Source organism: bacterium, assembly GCA_024224155.1.
GTDB lineage: Bacteria > Acidobacteriota > Thermoanaerobaculia > Multivoradales > JAHEKO01 > CALZIK01.
Map to the genome: position 1 here is coordinate 24952 of JAAENP010000154.1, position 18556 is coordinate 43507.

At 63.2% G+C, this 18556-nt stretch carries 23 protein-coding genes; 9 read left to right on the plus strand and 14 right to left on the minus strand.

Annotated elements, in window-relative coordinates:
* Nucleotides 1–4: 4 nt before the first annotated feature.
* The gene (gene ybgF, locus GY769_09015; protein MCP4202061.1) at nucleotides 5–823 is read left to right on the plus strand and encodes a tol-pal system protein YbgF; all 819 of its coding nucleotides are present in this window, start codon (nucleotides 5–7) and stop codon (nucleotides 821–823) included.
* A 19-nt stretch (nucleotides 824–842) separates the two neighbouring features.
* Here ybgF and GY769_09020 read toward each other — a convergent pair whose 3' ends face one another.
* The 4 genes from GY769_09020 to GY769_09035 form a co-directional block, all read right to left on the minus strand.
* Entirely contained in the window at nucleotides 843–1802 is a 960-nt protein-coding gene (locus GY769_09020; protein MCP4202062.1) for a hypothetical protein, read from the minus strand.
* Nucleotides 1803–1952: 150 nt separating this feature from the next.
* The gene (larB, locus tag GY769_09025) at nucleotides 1953–2612 is read right to left on the minus strand and encodes a nickel pincer cofactor biosynthesis protein LarB (protein ID MCP4202063.1); all 660 of its coding nucleotides are present in this window, start codon (nucleotides 2610–2612) and stop codon (nucleotides 1953–1955) included.
* Nucleotides 2609–3406 carry an adenine nucleotide alpha hydrolase gene (locus GY769_09030; protein MCP4202064.1) on the minus strand — a complete coding sequence of 266 codons (798 nt, stop codon included), beginning with the start codon at nucleotides 3404–3406 and terminating at the stop codon, nucleotides 2609–2611. The genes larB and GY769_09030 overlap by 4 nt, the downstream gene beginning before the upstream one ends.
* Nucleotides 3407–3428: 22 nt before the next feature.
* Nucleotides 3429–4640, minus strand: a complete 1212-nt coding sequence (locus GY769_09035) for a LarC family nickel insertion protein (protein MCP4202065.1) — start codon at nucleotides 4638–4640, stop codon at nucleotides 3429–3431.
* A 44-nt stretch (nucleotides 4641–4684) separates the two neighbouring features.
* On the opposite strand from GY769_09035, the gene GY769_09040 reads away from it, so the two are divergent.
* The 5 genes from GY769_09040 to GY769_09060 all read left to right on the plus strand — a co-directional run bounded on the left by GY769_09040 (nucleotide 4685) and on the right by GY769_09060 (nucleotide 9158).
* Nucleotides 4685–5590: a terpene cyclase/mutase family protein gene (locus GY769_09040; protein MCP4202066.1), complete on the plus strand. Its 906-nt coding sequence runs from the start codon at nucleotides 4685–4687 to the stop codon at nucleotides 5588–5590.
* A 44-nt stretch (nucleotides 5591–5634) separates the two neighbouring features.
* Complete coding sequence (locus GY769_09045; protein ID MCP4202067.1) at nucleotides 5635–6642, plus strand: DUF362 domain-containing protein; 1008 nt, start codon at nucleotides 5635–5637, stop codon at nucleotides 6640–6642.
* Nucleotides 6643–6877: 235 nt separating this feature from the next.
* Nucleotides 6878–7948, plus strand: a complete 1071-nt coding sequence (locus GY769_09050) for a LysM peptidoglycan-binding domain-containing protein (protein ID MCP4202068.1) — start codon at nucleotides 6878–6880, stop codon at nucleotides 7946–7948.
* A gap of 88 nt (nucleotides 7949–8036) precedes the next feature.
* Nucleotides 8037–8315: a histidine kinase gene (locus GY769_09055; GenBank protein MCP4202069.1), complete on the plus strand. Its 279-nt coding sequence runs from the start codon at nucleotides 8037–8039 to the stop codon at nucleotides 8313–8315.
* Nucleotides 8316–8438: 123 nt separating this feature from the next.
* Nucleotides 8439–9158: a transglycosylase SLT domain-containing protein gene (locus GY769_09060; protein ID MCP4202070.1), complete on the plus strand. Its 720-nt coding sequence runs from the start codon at nucleotides 8439–8441 to the stop codon at nucleotides 9156–9158.
* 18 nt (nucleotides 9159–9176) lie between these two features.
* Here GY769_09060 and GY769_09065 read toward each other — a convergent pair whose 3' ends face one another.
* Both GY769_09065 and GY769_09070 read right to left on the minus strand, forming a co-directional pair.
* Nucleotides 9177–9359, minus strand: coding sequence for a twin-arginine translocase TatA/TatE family subunit (locus GY769_09065; GenBank protein ID MCP4202071.1), 183 nt, complete (start codon nucleotides 9357–9359; stop codon nucleotides 9177–9179).
* A 52-nt stretch (nucleotides 9360–9411) separates the two neighbouring features.
* Nucleotides 9412–10389 (minus strand): phosphotransferase, encoded by a 978-nt coding sequence (locus GY769_09070; protein MCP4202072.1) that lies wholly within the window; start codon nucleotides 10387–10389, stop codon nucleotides 9412–9414.
* A 125-nt stretch (nucleotides 10390–10514) separates the two neighbouring features.
* Between GY769_09070 and GY769_09075 the strand changes: the two genes are divergently transcribed.
* Entirely contained in the window at nucleotides 10515–10805 is a 291-nt protein-coding gene (locus tag GY769_09075; GenBank protein MCP4202073.1) for a hypothetical protein, read from the plus strand.
* Here GY769_09075 and GY769_09080 read toward each other — a convergent pair.
* Entirely contained in the window at nucleotides 10720–11505 is a 786-nt protein-coding gene (locus GY769_09080; GenBank protein MCP4202074.1) for a laccase domain-containing protein, read from the minus strand. The two genes, GY769_09075 and GY769_09080, sit on opposite strands and share 86 nt — an antisense overlap.
* A gap of 70 nt (nucleotides 11506–11575) precedes the next feature.
* On the opposite strand from GY769_09080, the gene GY769_09085 reads away from it, so the two are divergent.
* Nucleotides 11576–12283, plus strand: coding sequence for an ATP-binding cassette domain-containing protein (locus GY769_09085; GenBank protein ID MCP4202075.1), 708 nt, complete (start codon nucleotides 11576–11578; stop codon nucleotides 12281–12283).
* Complete coding sequence (locus tag GY769_09090; protein MCP4202076.1) at nucleotides 12280–13173, plus strand: hypothetical protein; 894 nt, start codon at nucleotides 12280–12282, stop codon at nucleotides 13171–13173. The genes GY769_09085 and GY769_09090 overlap by 4 nt, the downstream gene beginning before the upstream one ends.
* A 65-nt stretch (nucleotides 13174–13238) precedes the next feature.
* Here the strand turns inward: GY769_09090 and GY769_09095 are convergent, their stop codons facing one another.
* The 7 genes from GY769_09095 to GY769_09125 all read right to left on the minus strand — a co-directional run bounded on the left by GY769_09095 (nucleotide 13239) and on the right by GY769_09125 (nucleotide 18437).
* Nucleotides 13239–14408: a tetratricopeptide repeat protein gene (locus GY769_09095; protein MCP4202077.1), complete on the minus strand. Its 1170-nt coding sequence runs from the start codon at nucleotides 14406–14408 to the stop codon at nucleotides 13239–13241.
* 246 nt (nucleotides 14409–14654) lie between these two features.
* The gene (locus tag GY769_09100) at nucleotides 14655–15368 is read right to left on the minus strand and encodes an energy transducer TonB (protein ID MCP4202078.1); all 714 of its coding nucleotides are present in this window, start codon (nucleotides 15366–15368) and stop codon (nucleotides 14655–14657) included.
* Between the two features lie 9 nt (nucleotides 15369–15377).
* Nucleotides 15378–15815, minus strand: a complete 438-nt coding sequence (locus GY769_09105) for a biopolymer transporter ExbD (protein MCP4202079.1) — start codon at nucleotides 15813–15815, stop codon at nucleotides 15378–15380.
* 3 nt (nucleotides 15816–15818) lie between these two features.
* Entirely contained in the window at nucleotides 15819–16259 is a 441-nt protein-coding gene (locus GY769_09110) for a biopolymer transporter ExbD (protein MCP4202080.1), read from the minus strand.
* Between the two features lie 24 nt (nucleotides 16260–16283).
* The gene (locus GY769_09115; protein MCP4202081.1) at nucleotides 16284–16949 is read right to left on the minus strand and encodes a MotA/TolQ/ExbB proton channel family protein; all 666 of its coding nucleotides are present in this window, start codon (nucleotides 16947–16949) and stop codon (nucleotides 16284–16286) included.
* 230 nt (nucleotides 16950–17179) lie between these two features.
* Nucleotides 17180–17692 carry a crossover junction endodeoxyribonuclease RuvC gene (gene ruvC / locus GY769_09120; GenBank protein ID MCP4202082.1) on the minus strand — a complete coding sequence of 171 codons (513 nt, stop codon included), beginning with the start codon at nucleotides 17690–17692 and terminating at the stop codon, nucleotides 17180–17182.
* A 1-nt stretch (nucleotide 17693) separates the two neighbouring features.
* Nucleotides 17694–18437 carry a YebC/PmpR family DNA-binding transcriptional regulator gene (locus GY769_09125; GenBank protein ID MCP4202083.1) on the minus strand — a complete coding sequence of 248 codons (744 nt, stop codon included), beginning with the start codon at nucleotides 18435–18437 and terminating at the stop codon, nucleotides 17694–17696.
* Nucleotides 18438–18556: the final 119 nt, after the last annotated feature.

Sequence of the window (18556 nt, forward strand, 5' to 3'; positions counted from 1 at the left end):
CGCCATGAGGAACTCGATCTGCTCCGTCGGGCTGCTCGTGACGATGATGGTATCTGGCGGCTGCTCTTTGGGCTCGGCCGGCAAGAGCTTCGGCTCGAAAGGCGAGTCCGATTCCGAAGAGGTCGCCGCGCTCAAGGCGCGGATCGTCGAGCTTCACAGGCGAGCCGTTCTTGCCGAGGTGGAGCTCGCGAGGCTCCAGAGGCATTTGACCGAGCTCGAGGGCCAGGCGCCAAGCGAAGTGGCAGCGTCCGATGCAACCGCTCCGGTTGGGCGGGACGATGCCGCCTCCCGGCCCGCCACGCCAGTCTCCCCGGTCTTGGACGACGGGGATGCTTCGGATCTCGAAGTCTCAGATTTGCCGCTCGGTACAACAACCGCGGCCGAGGCCCCGGCCGACGCTCCGGCCGGCGGCCAGCTTGACGGTGCAAACCCGGGCATCGATCTGACGGTGGCCGCTCAGGCGCTCTACGATCGCGGCTACACGCTGTTTCACCGAGGTCGTTTCGTCGATTCGGAGACGGCATTTCAGCAGTTCCTGCGGCGTTATTCGGCGACCGTTCTCGGAGACAATGCTCAGTTCTGGATTGCCGAGGCCCGCTACGCGCGCGGCGATCTCAATGGGGCCCTGGCGGCCTATCGAGAAACCGCGACCCGGTTTCCCGACGGCAACAAGGTGCCGGATGCCCGTCTCAAGATCGGCGACTGTCTCCGCGACCTGGGCGACACCGAGGCGGCGCGAACGAGCTATCGTGCCGTGGTCCAGGACTTCCCGAGCTCCGCCGCAGCCGCGATCGCCCAAGAGCGCCTCGCGCAATCCCCCTAGGGCACCTCCGCGGCCCCGGTCACCAGCGCACTTCGGACAGCTGCAGCCGATGATAGCTCTGCTGCTCCACGGAAGCGGTCGCCACCGTTTCGAGGGTGAACGGAACCGTTCCTGCCCGCTCGACGAGCATGTCATGTTGAAGTTCCCAGTCCAGGAAGTGGGTGACGTTTCGTTCGCGCAGCAAAGCGCCCAGCTCACCCTCCTTGAACGCCGCAGCGGCCGCGCGATCTACGACGCCGTCGAGGTTGTGCACGGTCACGTCCTCCGGAGCGAAGTAGCTCGTAGCGCCGCTCTGCAGTCCGGCGACGACCGATCCGGGAGGAATCGCAGCCAGTAGCTCGACGGTTGGTGCGCGGTACCCCGTCGCACCGTCCACGGCGTGATCTTCGGCGATCCTCGGGTACACGGCGAGCCGCCGTTCCACACCGACGAGCGCCGTCAGGATTCCGGCGCCGAGCAGCATCAAGGCCAGCCTGCCGGTCAGGCGGGCGCGCTGGTCCCATCCCCAGGCCGCGCCAACCGAGATCAGGACGGTGACCACCACCGCTGTGGGCGAGGTGTAGCGCCGAAAGAACCACAGCACTGGAACATAGTAGGCGTAGAACGCCGCGATGATCGCACCGTGGAGGACCAGCACCAGGAACGGAGAACGCTGTCGCGCGTCGAGCGAGCGGGCGATTCGGATCGCGGTTGGAACGAACAGGTCGAGCAGTAGGACTGCACCGGCGATGCACGCGATGAGCCTGACCGCGTGGGCGTCCTCGGCCAAGGAATACAGGGACAGGCGAACGAAGCGCAGTTCCACGAACGGCGCCCCGAGAATCGTCCAGGTCGCCCAGAGGGTTTCGCTCAATGGGCTCAGAAACTCGCCCTGGTAGGCATGAACGACCTGGCGCGCCGCCGCGCCGCTGTCCGACACTACCGTGCCGAAGCGCGAGAGGCAGTAGCCCCACCATGGCGTGACCACCGCCGCCGCCATCGGCACGATTCCGAAGAGGTACTTCCACTGCCGACCGAACAGCTCGACGAGCCCGAGAAGGACGACAAAAACACCGTGTCCACTCGAGCGAGCAGCGCCAGACCGACCGTTCGACGTTCATGGAGCTCAGTGACCCTTCAGGCAAGAAGCTCAGGTCTTGGTGCCCAGGATTCGAAGTGTTGCGCAGGCGGCGCCGAAGCCGTTGTCGATGTTGACCACGGCCACTCCGGGTGCGCAGCTCACCAGTGCGGCGCGCAGAGCTGTCTCGCCTCGACCTGCCACGCCGTAACCGGTCGAGGTAGGCACCGCAATCACCGCGCCCGGAACTTGCCCACCGATCACACTCGGGAGAGAAGCATCCATACCCGCGACCGTGATCACCACGGACTTGTCGCGAAGCTCCTCGATGCGTTCGAGCAGTCGCCACAGGCCCGCGACGCCCACGTCGTACACTTCGAGGCAGGGCTGCCCGTAGTAGGCCAGCGTCCGCACGACCTCGCGGGCAACGGGAGTGTCCGAGGTGCCCGCGGTTATGACCGCGATTCGTGAATCACCCACCGGCGCGGCAACCTCGCCGAAGTACGCGGTACGCGACAGGGCTTCGTAGTCGAGTGCGCTGCGGTGCACCGGCGGCAGCTCCTCGAGTTGCCCGGGCGAGAGTCGGGTCAGCAGCAAGGGCGCGGACCGCTGACGGGCCTGGTCGAGGATGACCGCGAGTTGATCGGGCGTCTTGCCCGCGCACAGAATGGCCTCGTCGAAGCCGATGCGGTCGCGTCGCGATGTGTCCGGCCTGACGTGATTCTCGGTCACCGGGCACCGGACCGTAAGAACGCGCTACCCATACGGTAGTCGGTGAAATCCACAGATACTGGAACGCCGAGCTGATCGAAGCGGGCCGCAATGGCTCCGGTAAGCCATGCACGGCGGTCGGGGTCCAGGAGACTTAGGCTCTCGGTATCGAGCTCCACGACCAGGCCTTGACGTCGGACACGGCATCGGACAGTCCGTGATGAGATCGTGGCGCCGACCAACCTCTCGCAGGCATCGACCGCAGTCAGGAGTCTCGGATCCACGGCAATTCCCGTTTCGATGCGGCTCGCCAGGCACGGCGCCGCCGGCAGCTCGGCCAGGTCGTCGAGGTCGAGCATTCGGGCGATGGAGCGGACGCCTTTCTTGGCGATACCCGCCTCGACATAGGGATGGCGCACTTGATGGGCCGCGGCGGCAGCAAGCCCGGGCCGGTAGTCGTCCAGATCGTCCAGATTCGTTCCGGAGACCAGCACCGCCGAGGTGCGCTTAGCGATCGCGGAATACAGATGGCTCTTACAGAAGTAGCAACGGTCGGTGGGGTTTCCCACATAGCGCTCGTCCTCGAACTCGCCGGCATCGGCAACCTCGAGACGCCACCCATCACGCTCGGCGTAACGGCGCACGCGCGCGCTTGCATCCGGAGGCACGGCCGCAGAAATGGCGTGGAACATTGCTGCGGCCGACCCGAGTGTGCTCTGGGCGACGACGGCGAGCGTCATGCTGTCGACCCCACCGCTCACGGCCACGACGAGCTCGCTCCCGGCCTCGAGACAGGCCTCGAGAGAGCCTTGCAAGGCCTCGAGTCGGCGCGCGGCCTCACTTGCCATTCTGCTCCTCGCGGTCACTCACCGGGCCGGCCACAACCGTCTCCGCTCGTCGGCGCAGCAGCTCGCGTTTCTCCCGGCCGCCGTGCGCACCGGCCAGGTCGTCCATGCCCGCTTTTGCCGTCACGATCTCACCGGGCCTCCGGGTCTGCTTGACCGCCACAGTTCGGTCGCCCAACTGAACCTGGCTTTCGTGTCGCTCGAGGACGGCGCGCTCGACCGTCTGCCAACGAATGCCGAGCGTCGTCGTTTCTCGAAAACACGCATCCAGAGCACTCGGCACGGCATCGGGCTCGGCGAGCACCTGCACCCGAACGGCCAGGCGGCCCTTTTTTCCCGAGATCGGGGATTGAGTCACGTCCAGGACGCCGGGGACGGCTCGCACCCGGTCGAGCGCAACCGCCATGTCTTCGCCGGTCTGGTCGTCCACCTCGAATGAGCAGACCGTCACCCTATCGGCGCGATAGCCGGTGCTCGCCCGCTCGAAAACGAGCAACCTGAGCGTGTTGCTGAGGTCCTCGAAGACGCTGGTTCCGAAGCCGGTGCCGCTGCGCGCGAGCCGCATGACACCGGGGATGGGGCCGAAGCTCGGATCGAGGTGGCGCACAATCGCGGCTCCGGTCGGAGTTACTCGCTCGCCACGATGCTCATCCTGGAAGGTCGGAAGTCCCTCGAGGAGTACCGTCGTGGCCGGCGCCGGTAGGGGCAAAGACCCGTGGGCCGTGGCGACGCGGCCTCGTCCCAGAGGCAAAGCCTCGCAAGACCAGGTGGCGTCTTCGAGCGCGTCGATCAGCCAAGCCGCCGAAACGATGTCTGCGATCGAATCCCAGTGACCGACTTCATGGAAACTCACCTCCTCGGGAGCAACACCGTGTACCTTCGATTCCGCGCCAGCGAGAAGATCGAAGAGGTGCAGGGCGCGCTCCCGGACTCGTCCCGCCAAGTCGGCAGACTGGATGAAGTCTTGAAGATCCCGGTGGCTGTGATGCCGGTCTGGGTTTCCTTCGGTCTGCCGCACCTCGAATCGAGAGCCCGACAGAGCGTGGTCGATATGGTCGCAGCGACGTACCGTTGCCAGGCGCAATATGCCCGCCCTTTCCAGGGCGGCGATCAGGCCGGCTTCGAGCTCCGGCCAGGCATCGAGAACGGCGGCCGCGAACATGTCTCCGGCAATTCCGCCGACAGGGTCTAGGTGCACGTGCATTGGTGTCATCGATACTGCATGAATGACTTATACTTTTCAACAACTTGCGAGACACTGCCGCACGCCTGGCGCTCTATCTCGACGCTCTCGGGGAGCGAGCCCTGCCCGGGGGTGGTCTCGCTCCGGATGCCGTTCGGCGGCGCGATCCACGTCCGGACGCCACCGCATGGGGCATTCTGGCGTTACGGGCGGCAGGGCGCAGCGACGAGATACTGGCAACGTCGAGAACATGGCTGGCTTCCCGGCAGCAACCCGATGGCCGGGTGTGCTTGACGCCGAATCACCTTGCCGCGGCCTGGCCGACTCCTCTGGCGATCCTGGCCTGGCATGGATCGCCGGCACACGTCGAGGCACAAGAGCGGGCGGTTGCCTTTCTCCTCACCTACCGCGGGCTGGCCTTTCCTCGGACGCCGTTGCTCGGCCACGACACCACCCTGGTCGGGTGGCCCTGGATCGAGTCGACCCACTCCTGGGTCGAACCGACGGCTTTCGGTCTCATGGCTCTCATCGTTACCGGTAACGCCTCCCATGCTCGCGCTATCCAGGCGAGCGAGCTTCTGGTCGACCGGCGCCTGGCGCTTGGCGGCTGGAATTACGGCAATACCGCTGCCTTCGGCCGGGCTCAGCGACCGGCGCCGGACAGCACCGGTGTCGCGCTGTCCGCTCTTATCGAGGTAGCGGAGCACTCGCTCGTCGAGCTGAGTCTGGACTATCTCGATCGCGAGGTGTCGCGTGTGCGCACGCCCCTTTCGCTGGCCTGGACTCTGCTGGGCTTAAGCGCATGGAACAGGCGCCCGGAGGCGGCGGTCGCCTGGTGCCTCGAGTGCCTCGAGCGCCAGACGAGATTGGGCAGCTACGACACGGCCCTCCTCGCCCTGGTGCTCCTGGCGGCTCATGTATCTTCGGGCTTGGTAGGGTCATTGGCCGGGGACGACCGGACGTTCGAATGATCGCCCGACGACCCGATCTGGACATGGACAAGCCGAAACCGACGATGCCCGATTCACTCAGCTATCGATCCGCTCGATCGTTGAGCCGACGCAAGTTCTTGCTTAGCGGACTCGGCGCCCTCACGGCTGGTGCCACACTGTCCGGTCTGGGCTGTCGAGGAAGCCGCGTCGCCACGTTCATCGGCAGGGCGGCAAGCTACAGCGTCGACTTCGGCTCACTGATTGGCACCGGTCTGGGTGAATTGGGTATCGGCGCGGCGGAGATCAGGGGAGCTTCGGTACTACTCAAACCCAACATGGTGGAGACCAGTGTGGGGAGCGAGCACATCAACACGCATCCCCATGTAGTGCGCGGCGCGATCGAGGCGTTCTTGCGACTCGGCGCCGAACGCGTGGTCGTCGGAGAGGGTGCCGGCCACCGTCGCGATTCGTTTCTCGTGCTCGAGGAGTCGGGCATGGAGGCGGTCCTGGCTGAAGACCGAGTACCCTTCGTCGATCTCAACTACAGTTCCACCTTCACAGTTCCCAACGGTGGCAAATACAGCGAGCTCGCTACCCTGACCTTTCCCGAGATTCTGCGCGAGGTCGACTGGATCGTGTCGATGCCGAAGCTCAAGACGCACCATTGGGTAGGTGTCACTCTGTCGATGAAGAATATGTTCGGCGTGATGCCGGGGCTCTTCTACGGGTGGCCGAAGAACGTGCTCCACCAGGTCGGCATCGAAAACTCGATTCTCGACATCAACGCCACCCTCGTCCCACAACTAGCGATTGTCGACGGCGTCGTTGGCATGGAGGGTGACGGGCCCATCATGGGTACGCCACGCCGGGTGGGCGCCGTTGTGCTCGGCCGCAACCTGGCGGCGGTCGATGCCACCTGCGCCCGAGTTATGGGAGTGCGGCCGAGTCGCGTGCAGTATCTCGCTGCGGCCGAGGGGCGGCTCGGTCCTATCGGCCGGCGCGAGATCGAGCAGCGCGGCGAGAGGATTGCCGAGCTCCGCACGAAGTTCGCGCTGCTCGACAGCATTCCGGCGCAGCGAAAGCTGAAGTAAGGGTGCAGTCGAGGCCGAACTTCAAGTGGTGCTTGAGGCTTGTGACCTTAAAACTTGACAGGTGTGAAGAAAAGGCTATAGCTTGACCGCAGGCGCACAATTCCCTTTTGATGCTTCCTGAGTGGGGGCCAATATGTACACGAACTCCCGGAAAACCGCAGCGATCTTCACGTTTGTAATTTTGGGCTGGGCTGGGCTGGCTACCGCCCATCAACCCCCGGCGGATCTACATCTTGTGGGAGACCATTGGACGGCCTGGAACCCGCCGTCGTCGTTCCCAGAGGGCGCCCAGGTTTACACGGTGGTCTCAGGGGACACCCTATGGGATCTCGCCGGGCGTTTTTACGGCAATCCCTACCTGTGGCCTCAGATCTGGGAGCACAACCAGTATGTTCTGGATGCGCATTGGATCTACCCGGGCGATCCTCTGGTGGTCGGTTTCGAGGTGACCCCGATCGAAGACATTCAAGCCGCCGGCGAGGGCGCGGAGACGGGGGAGGGTGATTCGAGCGAGGGGCTGCGTTTGGCACGTGGCGCTTCCGCCCCGACGCCGTTGGGTAGTGAAGACGATATCCAATGCTCGGGCTATATCGGCGAGCTCGACGAGGTGTTTCCTCGTCGCATCATCGGTTCCGAATACGAGAGCCTCGCGCCCACGCTGGTGCCGGCACAGCGCGCCGGCGTGGACTCGGCGTTGGGCGAGATTGACACCGTGAAGATCGATCTCTCGCTGGGCGACATTGTCTACTTGGATGGCGGCCGGCAGGCCGACTTGCTACCGGGCGATCTCTTTACGGTGGTGATTCCACGCGAAAGGGTCGACCACCCGGTAACTGGCAAACCGATTGGCCGCTTCTACGGATACGTCGGACGTGTTCGAGTCCTTTCGGTCCAGGAGGAGACTGCGATCGCGGAGATCGTGCACGGCTGTATGCCGGTGCGGGTGGGAGCCGCTCTCACACCGTACGAGCCCGAGCCGGTTCCGTTGGCTCGCCGAGGCCTGCTGGTCGGAGTCAACGATCCAGTTAGCGCCGAAGTGCTCGAAGCCGCACCGATGATCGTGCGTTCGGAACGGAATCTGGTGACGATCGGACGTGAACACCTGGTCTACCTCGATCTCGGCGAGCAGGCCGGCGTTACTCCGGGGGACATCTACTCCATCTACCGCATGAACCCCAAGGGACACCCCCCGGTCGTTATCGGCGAGCTCGGCATTCTCTCGGTCAGAGAGAAGTCCTCGGTCGCGAAGGTGCTCGATTCGCGATACGCCGTGTATGTCGGCGATCGCATCGACCCGAAGCGCTGAAGGCGGAAACAACTGCCACTTTCGGCTGGCCGGGGCCGCTGCGATTCTGCTAACCTTGGGGCCTTCCGCTCGGAATGAGACTGCGAGGATGAGGCAGAACCTGAACGGCAAGTTGAGCCAGTTGATCGAGGAGTTGGCCCGCAACGGACTGACGCTATCCCAGGTGTCTAGAGAGTTCGAGAAGCAGTTCATCCTGGCTACTCTGCGAAACCACAAGGGGAATCTGTCCCGCTCGGCCCAGCACCTGGGGATTCATCGCAACACGCTGCGCAACAAGGTCGGTAGCCTGGGCATCGAGGCGTCTGACTATTTGGCACCTTCGCGTCGGCGCCCGGGGCGCCAGTCCCGAACGCGTAAGAGCCAGTAAGTCCAACCTCTGTAAGTAGTTGAACCGCCCGCGGCTGCCGGCCGAAATGGTGGTATCGGGCTTGCAGTGATTTGTCGCAAGGCCGGGTTTCTCGGCCTTCCATTACCTAGCAAGACAGCCGTAATGTCGATTCGAACTCGCGCATCCCGCGTCACTCTGGCGACCGCTCTCTTTTTGGTCGTGACCTTGAATTCACCCCCGACGATCCCGTCGATCTCCGAGGATCGACCGGCGCCGCCCTCGCCCGAAGAGATCGCGGTCTTGAACGAGCTGCTTCAGTGGATTGGTCCGGAGGATCGGGACTTTCTTGCGGTGCGGCCCGCGGATGTGGCTCAGGCCGTGCGCTCACGCCGGACCAGCTTCCAGCTTTTCCGTTCGATGAACCCGCGCGACGAGCGGCTGGCTCTTCTCAGCGACCTGCCCTATGCTCGCTTGATCGAACGGGCAGCCTCCCGATACAGCTTGGATGAGCTGCTGCTGGCCGCGGTCATCGAAGTCGAGTCGGCGTTTGATGCCGATGCCGTGTCGCCGGTCGGTGCCCTAGGCCTGATGCAGGTGATGCCCTCGACGGCGGAGCTCTATGGGTACAAGGATCCTCTGAATCCAGCAGCGAACGTCGATCTTGGCGCCCGCTATCTGAGCGGTATGCTGCGTGCGTTCGACGGCGATCTCGAGCTGGCCCTGGCGGCCTACAATGCCGGTCCGGGGAATGTGCGCCGCTTCAACGGCGTGCCGCCGTTTCGCGAGACCAAGGCCTATGTCGGTAAGGTGCTCGCACGCTATATCGACCACCACCAGGACGTCTGGCGCAAGTCAGGTCGCATCGACCTGTTCGCTTCGTAGGGCGCAGATCCGTCAGTCCTAGTCGGCCGAGCCGCTCTTAGAGGCGTCGGTTTCGTCGGGGGTATCGTCCTTGACGCCCTTCTTGAAGTTCTTGATTCCCTCACCGAGACCCTTGCCTAGCTGGGGGAGCTTGGAAGCTCCGAAGATCACCAGAACGATGAGTAGGATGATCAAGAGCTCTTGTACACCAAGTGTCGGCATCGTTCTACCTCCTAAGACGGGGCGAGCAGTCGCCTCGCTCCGCTCCGAGAGTCTAGCACTGCCGTCTCAGCAGCCGATCCAGGCCCCTTGCGATCGAGTCCCGGTTCCGCCAGCGGCTGCAGATGGCGGCGGAGACTCGGTTTCCCTCGGGCAGACGCTCGATTTGTGCGGCCGCACGGGCCAGAGTCCGAGCCACGAGAGCGAGGTGCCGGTCGGACCCCCTGAGGGCGAACTTGATATAGGTGGCGGTCGCTTTCAGCGTGCGTTGGACCGCGCAACGCCGGTAGGACGCAAGCGCAGGTGGGTCGTCCGAGATCCGACTCAGAAGCTCGCTCTCCTGAGAGCGCGACAGAAACAGACTGTCGTTCAAGAGCGAAGCCAGATCGTAGTAGCGCGGTGCGAGGCATGCGTCTTGGTGGTCGATCACAGCCAATCCGGAGGTATCGGGCGGGAGCATGAGATTACGACTCATGAAATCGCGGTGGCTGGGCACCAACGGCTCGGAGGCCAAGGCGCCCAGAAGCTCTTCCAGAACCGAGTAGAGCGCTTCTCTCTCCGAGTGAGTGCCGGAGAACTCCGGTGCACTCAGGAAGACGTCCTGCGCGTCATGAAGCTCAGCCTCGAGCCTGCGGGCGTCCAGTTTCGGGTTGAGTGAGGCGAACTCGGCCTTCGGGCGCCCCGCGAGCGTCTCGACGAACTCGATTGCGGTTTCGACGTGCGGCTTCACGTCGGGCCAGGCGCGATCCGTCAGATCGAAGACCGTCGTGCTGCCCAGGTCCTCGAGAAGCATGAAGCCCTTCGTCGGGTCAGAGGCCAGAATCCGTGGAACCCGAATCCCCGCTGATTCGAAGAGCTCGGTGCTGGCGAGGAAGCGCTCCGACACGGCGCGCTCGGCGCTCGGATAGAACGCCAGAACGGCAGGGCCACCGCTCGCGCCGAGGACTCGAAAGTAGCGGCGTGCGGATACGTCGCCCCGCAGGGCAGCTAGCTCCGCCGCGGCGAAGCCCAGCGAATCGAGCCAGGAAAGCATGCGCTTCTCCACCGTCACCATCGGCTTCGCGACCGTAGCACAAGGAGAGTCCGCTCTCGTCTGTCAAGTTTGACAGCCTCCGGGGGCCACCGCATAATCACTGGGCCGCAGCTGGATGCCATCTCATGAACCCTCGCGCTACGAATCTGCTGAAAGACCTTCGCGCCGCAATCGTGCGTGCTCTTTCGGGATCCTCGGAGGTTCGAAAGCTCTTCGACCAGGTTCGAGAAGAAGGCTACTCGCTCTATTTCGTGGTCAATCGCACGTTGGGCGAGGAAGCTCCGAAGTCAAGGCTCGGCGACGGCAGCGAGAAAGAGGCAACCCCGGTTTTCAAGATCGACGGCCGGGATCTTTCGATTCTGCGCGACCTCGGCATTGATCCGACCCGCTCGACCCGGCGCCGCCGCCAGCAGTGACCGGCGCGGTCGCGAGCCAGGCAAAGGTCTGGTTGCGGCCGTTGGTCCTGGACGTGCCCCGGTAGCTCCAGAGCAGGTCCGGATTGCACTTCGTGCACGCCTTGGCGCGGTGAACACGGTTTACGCCGAGTCGCCGCAGCTGGAGATCGGCTGCCCGGTGGAGGTCGATGGTTGGCCGGCCGGCGCTGCCGGTGGACGCAATCGATGAGTCTGTGGCGGCGATCACGCGGGCCGCGACGTCAGTGCCGACCTCGTAACAGCAGGGCCCGATAGCAGGACCGAGCCAGGCCTCCAGCGTCGAGGCCGGACAGGGCAGCTCGGAGAGCGTGGCCTCGATGACCCCGCCGGCCAGCCCGCGCCAGCCCGCGTGAATCGCAGCCATTCCGTTCTCGGATCCGCAGACGATCGGTATGCAGTCGGCCGTGACAATCGAGAGGGCCAGACCACGCCGTTGGGTCCATAGGCCGTCGCCCTCGCCGCAGTCCCCGATCGCGGCTGGCCGCACGGTGGCCGAGTGGCGCTGGTTGAGCCAAGCCAGGTCCGAGGGGGCGCCGTCGAGCCGTCGCAGAATCGCGGCTCTGGTGGACTTCTTACCACCGGGTATTCGGCCGGCGAAACAGACCGAGAGACTCGAAGAGTCGTACCGCCATTGAGGGAATGGGCGAGAGTGAAAACGAGCACTCCCGGGATCGCGGCTCACCGTGCGACGCTAGCACGATGCCGAGCATCGGCGTCCGCTAGACTACCGATCCGATGGGCGACGTACGATTGTGATCGAGTTTTTCAACGTATCGAAGGTCTACCCAGGCAACCGCGTTGCGCTCTCGGACGTCACGCTGCGTATCGATCGCGGTCAGTTCGCCGTTCTGGCGGGGTCGAGCGGCGCGGGCAAGTCGACCCTATTGCGCTTGATCTACAGAGCTGCGGTGCCAACGGAAGGCCAGATCCTGGTCAACGGCCGCAACGTCGGCTCCTTGCCGGGCAAGAAGGTCCCCTACCTCCGCCGGACAATGGGCGTCGTTTTCCAGGACTTCTCACTCATCGAGCGCAAGACGGTGCTCGACAACGTGACGTTCCTGCCGAGAATCCTGGGAGTAGATGCGAGGAGCCGGCGGCAACTCGCGGAGCAAACACTGGAGCGAGTAGGGCTCGAGAGCCACTTGGATTCCTACCCGGCTGAGCTCTCTGGCGGCGAACAGCAGAGAGTCGCCATCGCCCGCGCCGTGATCAACAAGCCCGATCTGGTGCTCGCCGACGAACCGACGGGCAATCTCGATCCGCATCTCTCGCGCGGCATCATGCACCTCTTTGCCGAGATTCACCGGGAGGGCGCGACGATTCTCCTGGCCTCACACGATCCGGAGCTGAGGCGCGAGTTCGGCGAGCGGCTCCTGGTCCTGGACGAGGGACGCCTGATAACCGATAAGGAGCTGGCGCGTTCGACCTCGTCCCCGAATGCCCTAACCGAGGGCGCATGAATCTCCTTCAGGCCTTGACGTACTTCGCCAGCGAAGCGTTCAACAACCTTTTGCGCGGTTGGCGGATCAGTTCACTGGCGGTGGCGACGACGGCGCTGAGCCTCTTCATCGGTGGCACCCTGATCTTGCTGGGGAGCAACATGACCCAGGCGGTTGATACCTGGCGGTCGAGTGCTCAGGTTGTTGTCTATCTGGACGAGCAGATCTCAGCGGTGGAGCTGCAGGCTCTGCGCGACGAGTTGGGCGACATGTTCTGGGTTGAGAGCGTTGTCGAAGTAACGCCCGAGCAGGCGCGAGCGCGGTTTCGCGAGCGGTTCCCGGCCTTGGACGAGGTCTTGAAAGACTTGGACCGATCGCCATTTCCCGTCTCACTCGAGATTGCCACGAAAGGTGACCAGGAGGCGGTTGCGGGATGGATCGCGGGCGTCAGCCAGCGACCCGGAATCTCGGCCGTGGACAACGACTCCGAGTGGCTGAACAGCATGAACGCAGCGGCCTCGGTGGCGAGTGCCCTTGGATTGTTGGTGGGCGGGATTCTGATGGTGGCCGCGGCGATCAGCATCGCCAGCGTGGTGCGGTTGTCGACTTTTGTCTACCGCAAGGAGATCGCGGCGATGCGGCTCATCGGCGCAACCGAGTTCTTCGTGCGAGGTCCCTTCGTCGTGGAAGGAATCGCACAAGGGCTGGCCGGTTCGTGTCTGGCCCTGGCAACGTTGTGGCTGGGCTATTGGGGCCTCGGGGAGCTCGATTTGCCCTGGTTCGTCCGGGACGCGCTGCTTGGCTTTTTCCTGAACTCGAGACAGGCGCTGGCTCTGGTCGCCCTTGGCGGCGTCGCGGGGCTTGTCGGCGGGGTCATTCCGCTGCGAGAAAGATCCGGAGTCTTCGGCTAGTCCAAAAAAAGAGAGGCCGCTTTCGCGGCCCCTCTCCTGGAAACCGGGAGACTTGGCTTGCCGGGCTAGCGCTGCGGTGGCGCGGCGCCGGGCAGGTTCTTGAGCTCAGCTTCGATCTCGGCCTGCTCGTCCTTGATGCGCTGGATCTCCAGATTCTCGGCTTCGATCCTCTTGTTCTCCTCTTCGGTTTCCTTGTTCTTCCGTACGCGCGCGGCTCCGGCACTGTCACCGCCGCGGTTGTAGGCTGTGATGGCTCCGGCGAAGTTCTTCTGCTTTTCGTAGACGAAGCCGAGTTGCTTCCAGATGGTGGCCTGGTCTTGCGGCGATTGCGCGCGATCCAGGGAAGCACGTAGCGCGGACTCCGCCGAGCGGTATTGAGCCTTGGCCGTCAAGGCTTGACCCAGGTGATAGCCGGGGAGCCAGTCGTTCGAGTTCTTTGCTGCCGCCTGCTGGTAGGTCGAGACGGCTCCGTCGTACTGTTTGGCGCCGAGCTGGGCACCACCCAGAAGCATGAGGTTGTCGAATGAGGGGTTGCCACTGACCACTCTCTGAGCCGCGACTGCGGCCTTTTGGTACTGGTCCGCCTTTGCGGAACCGCGGGCGCGGCGAGCCTGACTGACGAGCGCTTGCGCGTAGACCTTTTGCTTTTCCATGTCGGATGGGTCGAGCTGTACGGCCTTGGCCAGCGCCGGGATGGCCGTGGTGGTGTCGCCGGTGCTGTAAGCGGTCGAGCCGTAGGAGAACCAGATGTCGGCATCGTTGGGGTTGGCGTTGGCGGCCTTGCGCAACTCGCCGACAGCCGACGCGGCCTGGCCGCTGTTGGTGAGGGCAACCGCCTTGAGCTGAGCCAAATAGCCCTGAGCGTTCTTGGGGAGCGAAGCCGCGTTGATCTTGCTCAGAAACGCCACGGCGTCACTGTGACGACCGGTTTGGACATAGGCTTCTCCCAGTCGGAGCTGGATGTTGGCGTCACTCGGTTGCAGGTCGTACGCCTTGCGCAGGCTCTGAACGGCCTCCTTGCCCTTGTTCTGCTTCAGCTTGGTCCAGCCGAGCATGAAGTGGCCTCCGAACCAGTCCGGTTGAGCGTCCACGATCGCCTGGAACTCGGCTTGCGCTACCGCCCAGTTTCCGGCCTTGAAGGCGGCCGTGCCCGAGGCCCAATCGGCTTGCGCGAGGCCGGCGGTCAGGACCATGGCGAGCACGGCGAAAACCGCCGTGAGGGTTGTACGTTTCATTTCATGTCTCCTTTCGGTGTCCCACAAACTCTTCACGCGTGTTTGAGAGAGCAAGTGACGTGCCACTCCTGGACTTCCGTGCCTTCGAGCGGTCGTCGCCGATCGATGCCATATAGGCGGCGGGAGTATCCCACGAAACAACCTCTCGTCTTAGCCGGGACCGACGTCCTCGCTGGCGGACGTCCCCCGAATGGCCCACCTGCGAGATCGGCCCTTGGCCGTGACCGCTCCTCGCTGGGCGAATGCTCACTGCAATTGGAAATTGACGGTGAGATTGTAGATCACCGCCACCGGCTTGCCGTTCAGGGTCGCAGGTTCGAACTTCCAGCGCTTGACGGCTTCGGCAGCCGCCTGGTCGAGCCCCATCGGCAGACCCTTGAGCACCTTGACGTTCGTTACATTGCCCTGCTTGTCGATAATGGCCTCGACGATGACCACGCCCGTGATACGAGCCTTGCGCGCGATCTCGGTGTACTGAGGCGAGGGGAAGATGATTTTCTTTGGAGGCTTCACATCGCCGCCCACGCGGATGGGACCGGTGGGTTCCATCGGCGGTGGGCCGTCGGGGATGCCCATGATGATGTCGGTGTCGGGCATCTCGACTTCGGGCTCGATATCTTCCTGCAGTCGCAGGGGCTCCGGCTCGTCCGGAGTCGGATCGGGGATCGGTACCTTCTTCGACTTCGGCTTCGGGATCTCTTGCTGCTGTTTGGGAGGCGGCGGCTTGAACCGGACCTGCTGAACGACGTAGACCTTGGCCTTCTTCTGCTCCCGCTCCGCTGCGACCATTTCCGGGAATTGGATGACGAAGAAGATGATGTGGAGAATAACCGCAACGATACCGGCCCAACGCATTGTCTTGCGATCTTCGTCGTACTCCTGAGCGAAGGTGAGGAAATCACCAGCCGCCAGATCTGTTGATCGGTCGGGTTTGGGCTGGGTCTGTACTTCTTTCGCCATGGCGTGCTCCTAGAACCAGAACATTTCTACTTCGCGCTGCGTTGGAATCGAGATGTTTTCCACTTTCATCCCGATCTTGGCCTCCGCTTGGCGAAGCTCGTCAAAGACATCCACCATGTACCCATACTCGGTATTCTGCTGCGGGCGAATGATCACCGGCTTCTTCGGGTTGCGCTCGAGCTTCGGCTTGAGATAGTCGAGAATCTCGGAGAGCTGCATCGGCTTCTGATCGACGATGTAGACCCCACCGGCCTGGATGTCGATCAGCACGGCTTCCTCTTTCTCCACCATCGGAGGAGTGTCGTCCTCGGGCGGTAGCGAGAAGTCGAGGCCGCGGGTGGCTGCAAAAGTCGTCGTGACCATGAAGTAGATGATCAGCAGGAAGGCGATGTCCGCCATCGAGGAGGTGGGGATCTCGTCGCTGACTGCCGTTCTCTTGAGTTTCATCTTCTAGCCTCCGGTCTCATCGGCGTCCACCGTTTCCTGATTCGACAGGAGATAGATGACTTGCGCCTTGGCCTGTTTGAGAGAGTCGATCACGCCGTCGACGTACTGATACGGAACTCCCTTGTCGGCTTTGAGCACGAACGGCTTGGAGGGATCGCTCTGAACAACGCCGGCGGCGAACGAAAGGACTTCGTCCGGTCCGGGCACGGGAACGCTGATTTCATCGCCGGCCGAAACTCGAATCTGCCCGTTCTCGGTGACCGAGACGTAGGCCGCCTGCTTGGGGATCTCGAGTCGAATGTCGGTCTCGGGAAGGGTCACCTGAGTCTTATCGACCTCGAACGAGATCGTGACCATGAAGAAGATGATCAGCAGGAAAGCGATGTCCGCCATCGAGGCGGTGGGAATTCCTGTGTTTTGAACTGAACGGGCTTTGAGCCTCATCGCGTTGTCCTATTGAAGTCTGCGTCAGCTCTTTGGCGACGGCGCGTCGCCGGCGATTCCGCTCCGCTTCATCTCGCCGAAGGTCTCGATCAGCATGTTCGACGAGGTCTCGATGTCTCGAACGAATGTGTTGATCCGGCTCATGAAGAAGTTGTAGGCAAGCTGTGCCGGAATAGCCACGAACAGGCCCGCGGCGGTGGTGATCAGGGCCTCGGAAATACCCGCGGCGACCAGGCCGGGGTTCGACAAACCCGCTTCCGCGAGCGCCTCGAAGGACTTGATCATGCCGACGACCGTGCCGAAGAAGCCGAGCAGTGGCGCGACGTTGGCGCTACTGGCCAGCCAGACCAGATTACGCTCGAGCCGGCCCATCTCGTAGAGGGCGGCGTTCTCGATCGTCTTCTCGACATCCTCGCGCGGCTGCCCGTACTTGAGGAGCCCAGCCTTGAGGATCGAAGCGACCGGGCCGCGATAGTCCTCGCAGACCTTGATCGCGTTCTTGACCGAGCGATTGACGATCAGCTCTTTGCGAGTCTTGGCAAGAAACTCGTTGACGTTGATTCTCGCCCGCCTCAGTGCCAGCCAGCGCTCGATGATGAAAATCACCGAGAGAACCGAGAAGAGCAGAAGCGGCCACATGACAGGCCCACCGTCATTGAAGATCTTTACAAAAGTACCACCGTATTCCACGCTAATCCTCCTCTACGTTGACTTGGACTCCTGGTCCTGGAATCCAGTTCCAGGTTCTGCGGCGAACGCTACGCCGGCGGCTTTTCCCAGCCGCCCCAGACGTCGCTCGGGGACGAAAAACCTGCATTCCGTGTGACTTATCGAACACTGTTGTCGCTCTTGAGGCGAGCGGCGACAGTAGCACAACGTCTGGGTGAAAACAAGAAAAAGCCAATTGCCAGCAGGTTCCCTTAGCTCTGGATTCCAACGATCTCGTCGTGCCGGCTTCGATTGGCACAGCAGATGGCGACCGCCAGCGCATCGGCGGCGTCGGCCGACGGGACTTCATTCCGAATCGACAGAATCTGACGCACCATTCGATTCACCTGAGCCTTGGTTGCCCGGCCGTAGCCCGAGACCGCACTCTTGACCTCGGTCGGAGAGTACTCGCGGATCTCGATGCTTCGCCGGGCGAGTGTGGCGAGCAACGCCCCGCGCGCTTGAGACAGGACGATCAGAGAACGAGCGTTGAGACCCTGAAACGGGGTCTCGAGCGCTGCGCAGGCCGGCTCCAGGTCTTCGAGAAGAGTTTCGAGCTCGGTGGCAAGGCTGGCGAGGCGGGTGGCCAAGCCGGCCTTGGCGGGAGTGGAGAATCGGCCGAAACGCACCACTTGCAGATCGCCGCCGGTTTTGTCGATGATTCCGAAGCCCGTGTGCCGGCTGCCGGGGTCCAGGCCCAGGATTCGTGTCGAGGCCGTCGGCAAGTCAGTCCGCGTTCGCCATTGCGGCCTCGACGTTGATATTGGTCGAGACGTTCTGAACGTCGTCCAGATCTTCCAGGGCCTCGATCAGCTTGAGCACCGTTTGCGCGTGATCTTCGCGGAGATCGACGATGGTTTGTGGAATCATCGATATCTCGCCGGCGGCGGGCTCGAGGCCTCGGGCGGCGAAGGCCTCTCGGACGCTGAGATAGCTTTCCGGAGTCGTGAAGATCTCATAGCCGTCCTCGTCGGAAGATAGATCTTTCGCCTCGAGCTCCAGAGCCAGCTCCATGAACCGCTCTTCGCTCATCGAGCTTCGTTCGAAGGCGAGATAGCCGCGCTTGTCGAACATCCACGATACGCAGCCGGTCTCTCCCATGCTGCCGCCGTGCTTGGAGAACTGATGCCGAATCTCCGCGACCGTGCGATTGCGATTGTCGGTCACGGCTTCCACGAGAATCGCCGCCCCGCCGGGGCCGTAACCTTCATAGGAGATCTCCTCATAAGAGACCCCTTCCAGCTCTCCAGTGCCACGCTTGACGGCCCGGTCGATGTTGTCGCTGGGAACGTTGGCGCTCTTGGCCTCTTGCACGGCGACCCGCAGGCGGGAGTTGCCGTCCGGGTCCCCACCGCCCAATCTGGCAGCGACCGTGATCTCCTTGAGAAGTCTTGTCCAGAGCTGCCCACGGCGAGCGTCCGTGACAGCCTTCTTCCGCTTGATTTGAGCCCACTTGCTATGACCAGCCATTCTTATTCTCCGGTGCGCGGTCGGTCGGTTCGCCCGAGACTTGCCAGGCGCAAGTGTAACGCGGTTGGCAAGGGTAGTTGGCCTCCATTGACTCGGTCGACGGCGGCCTGCTAAGAATC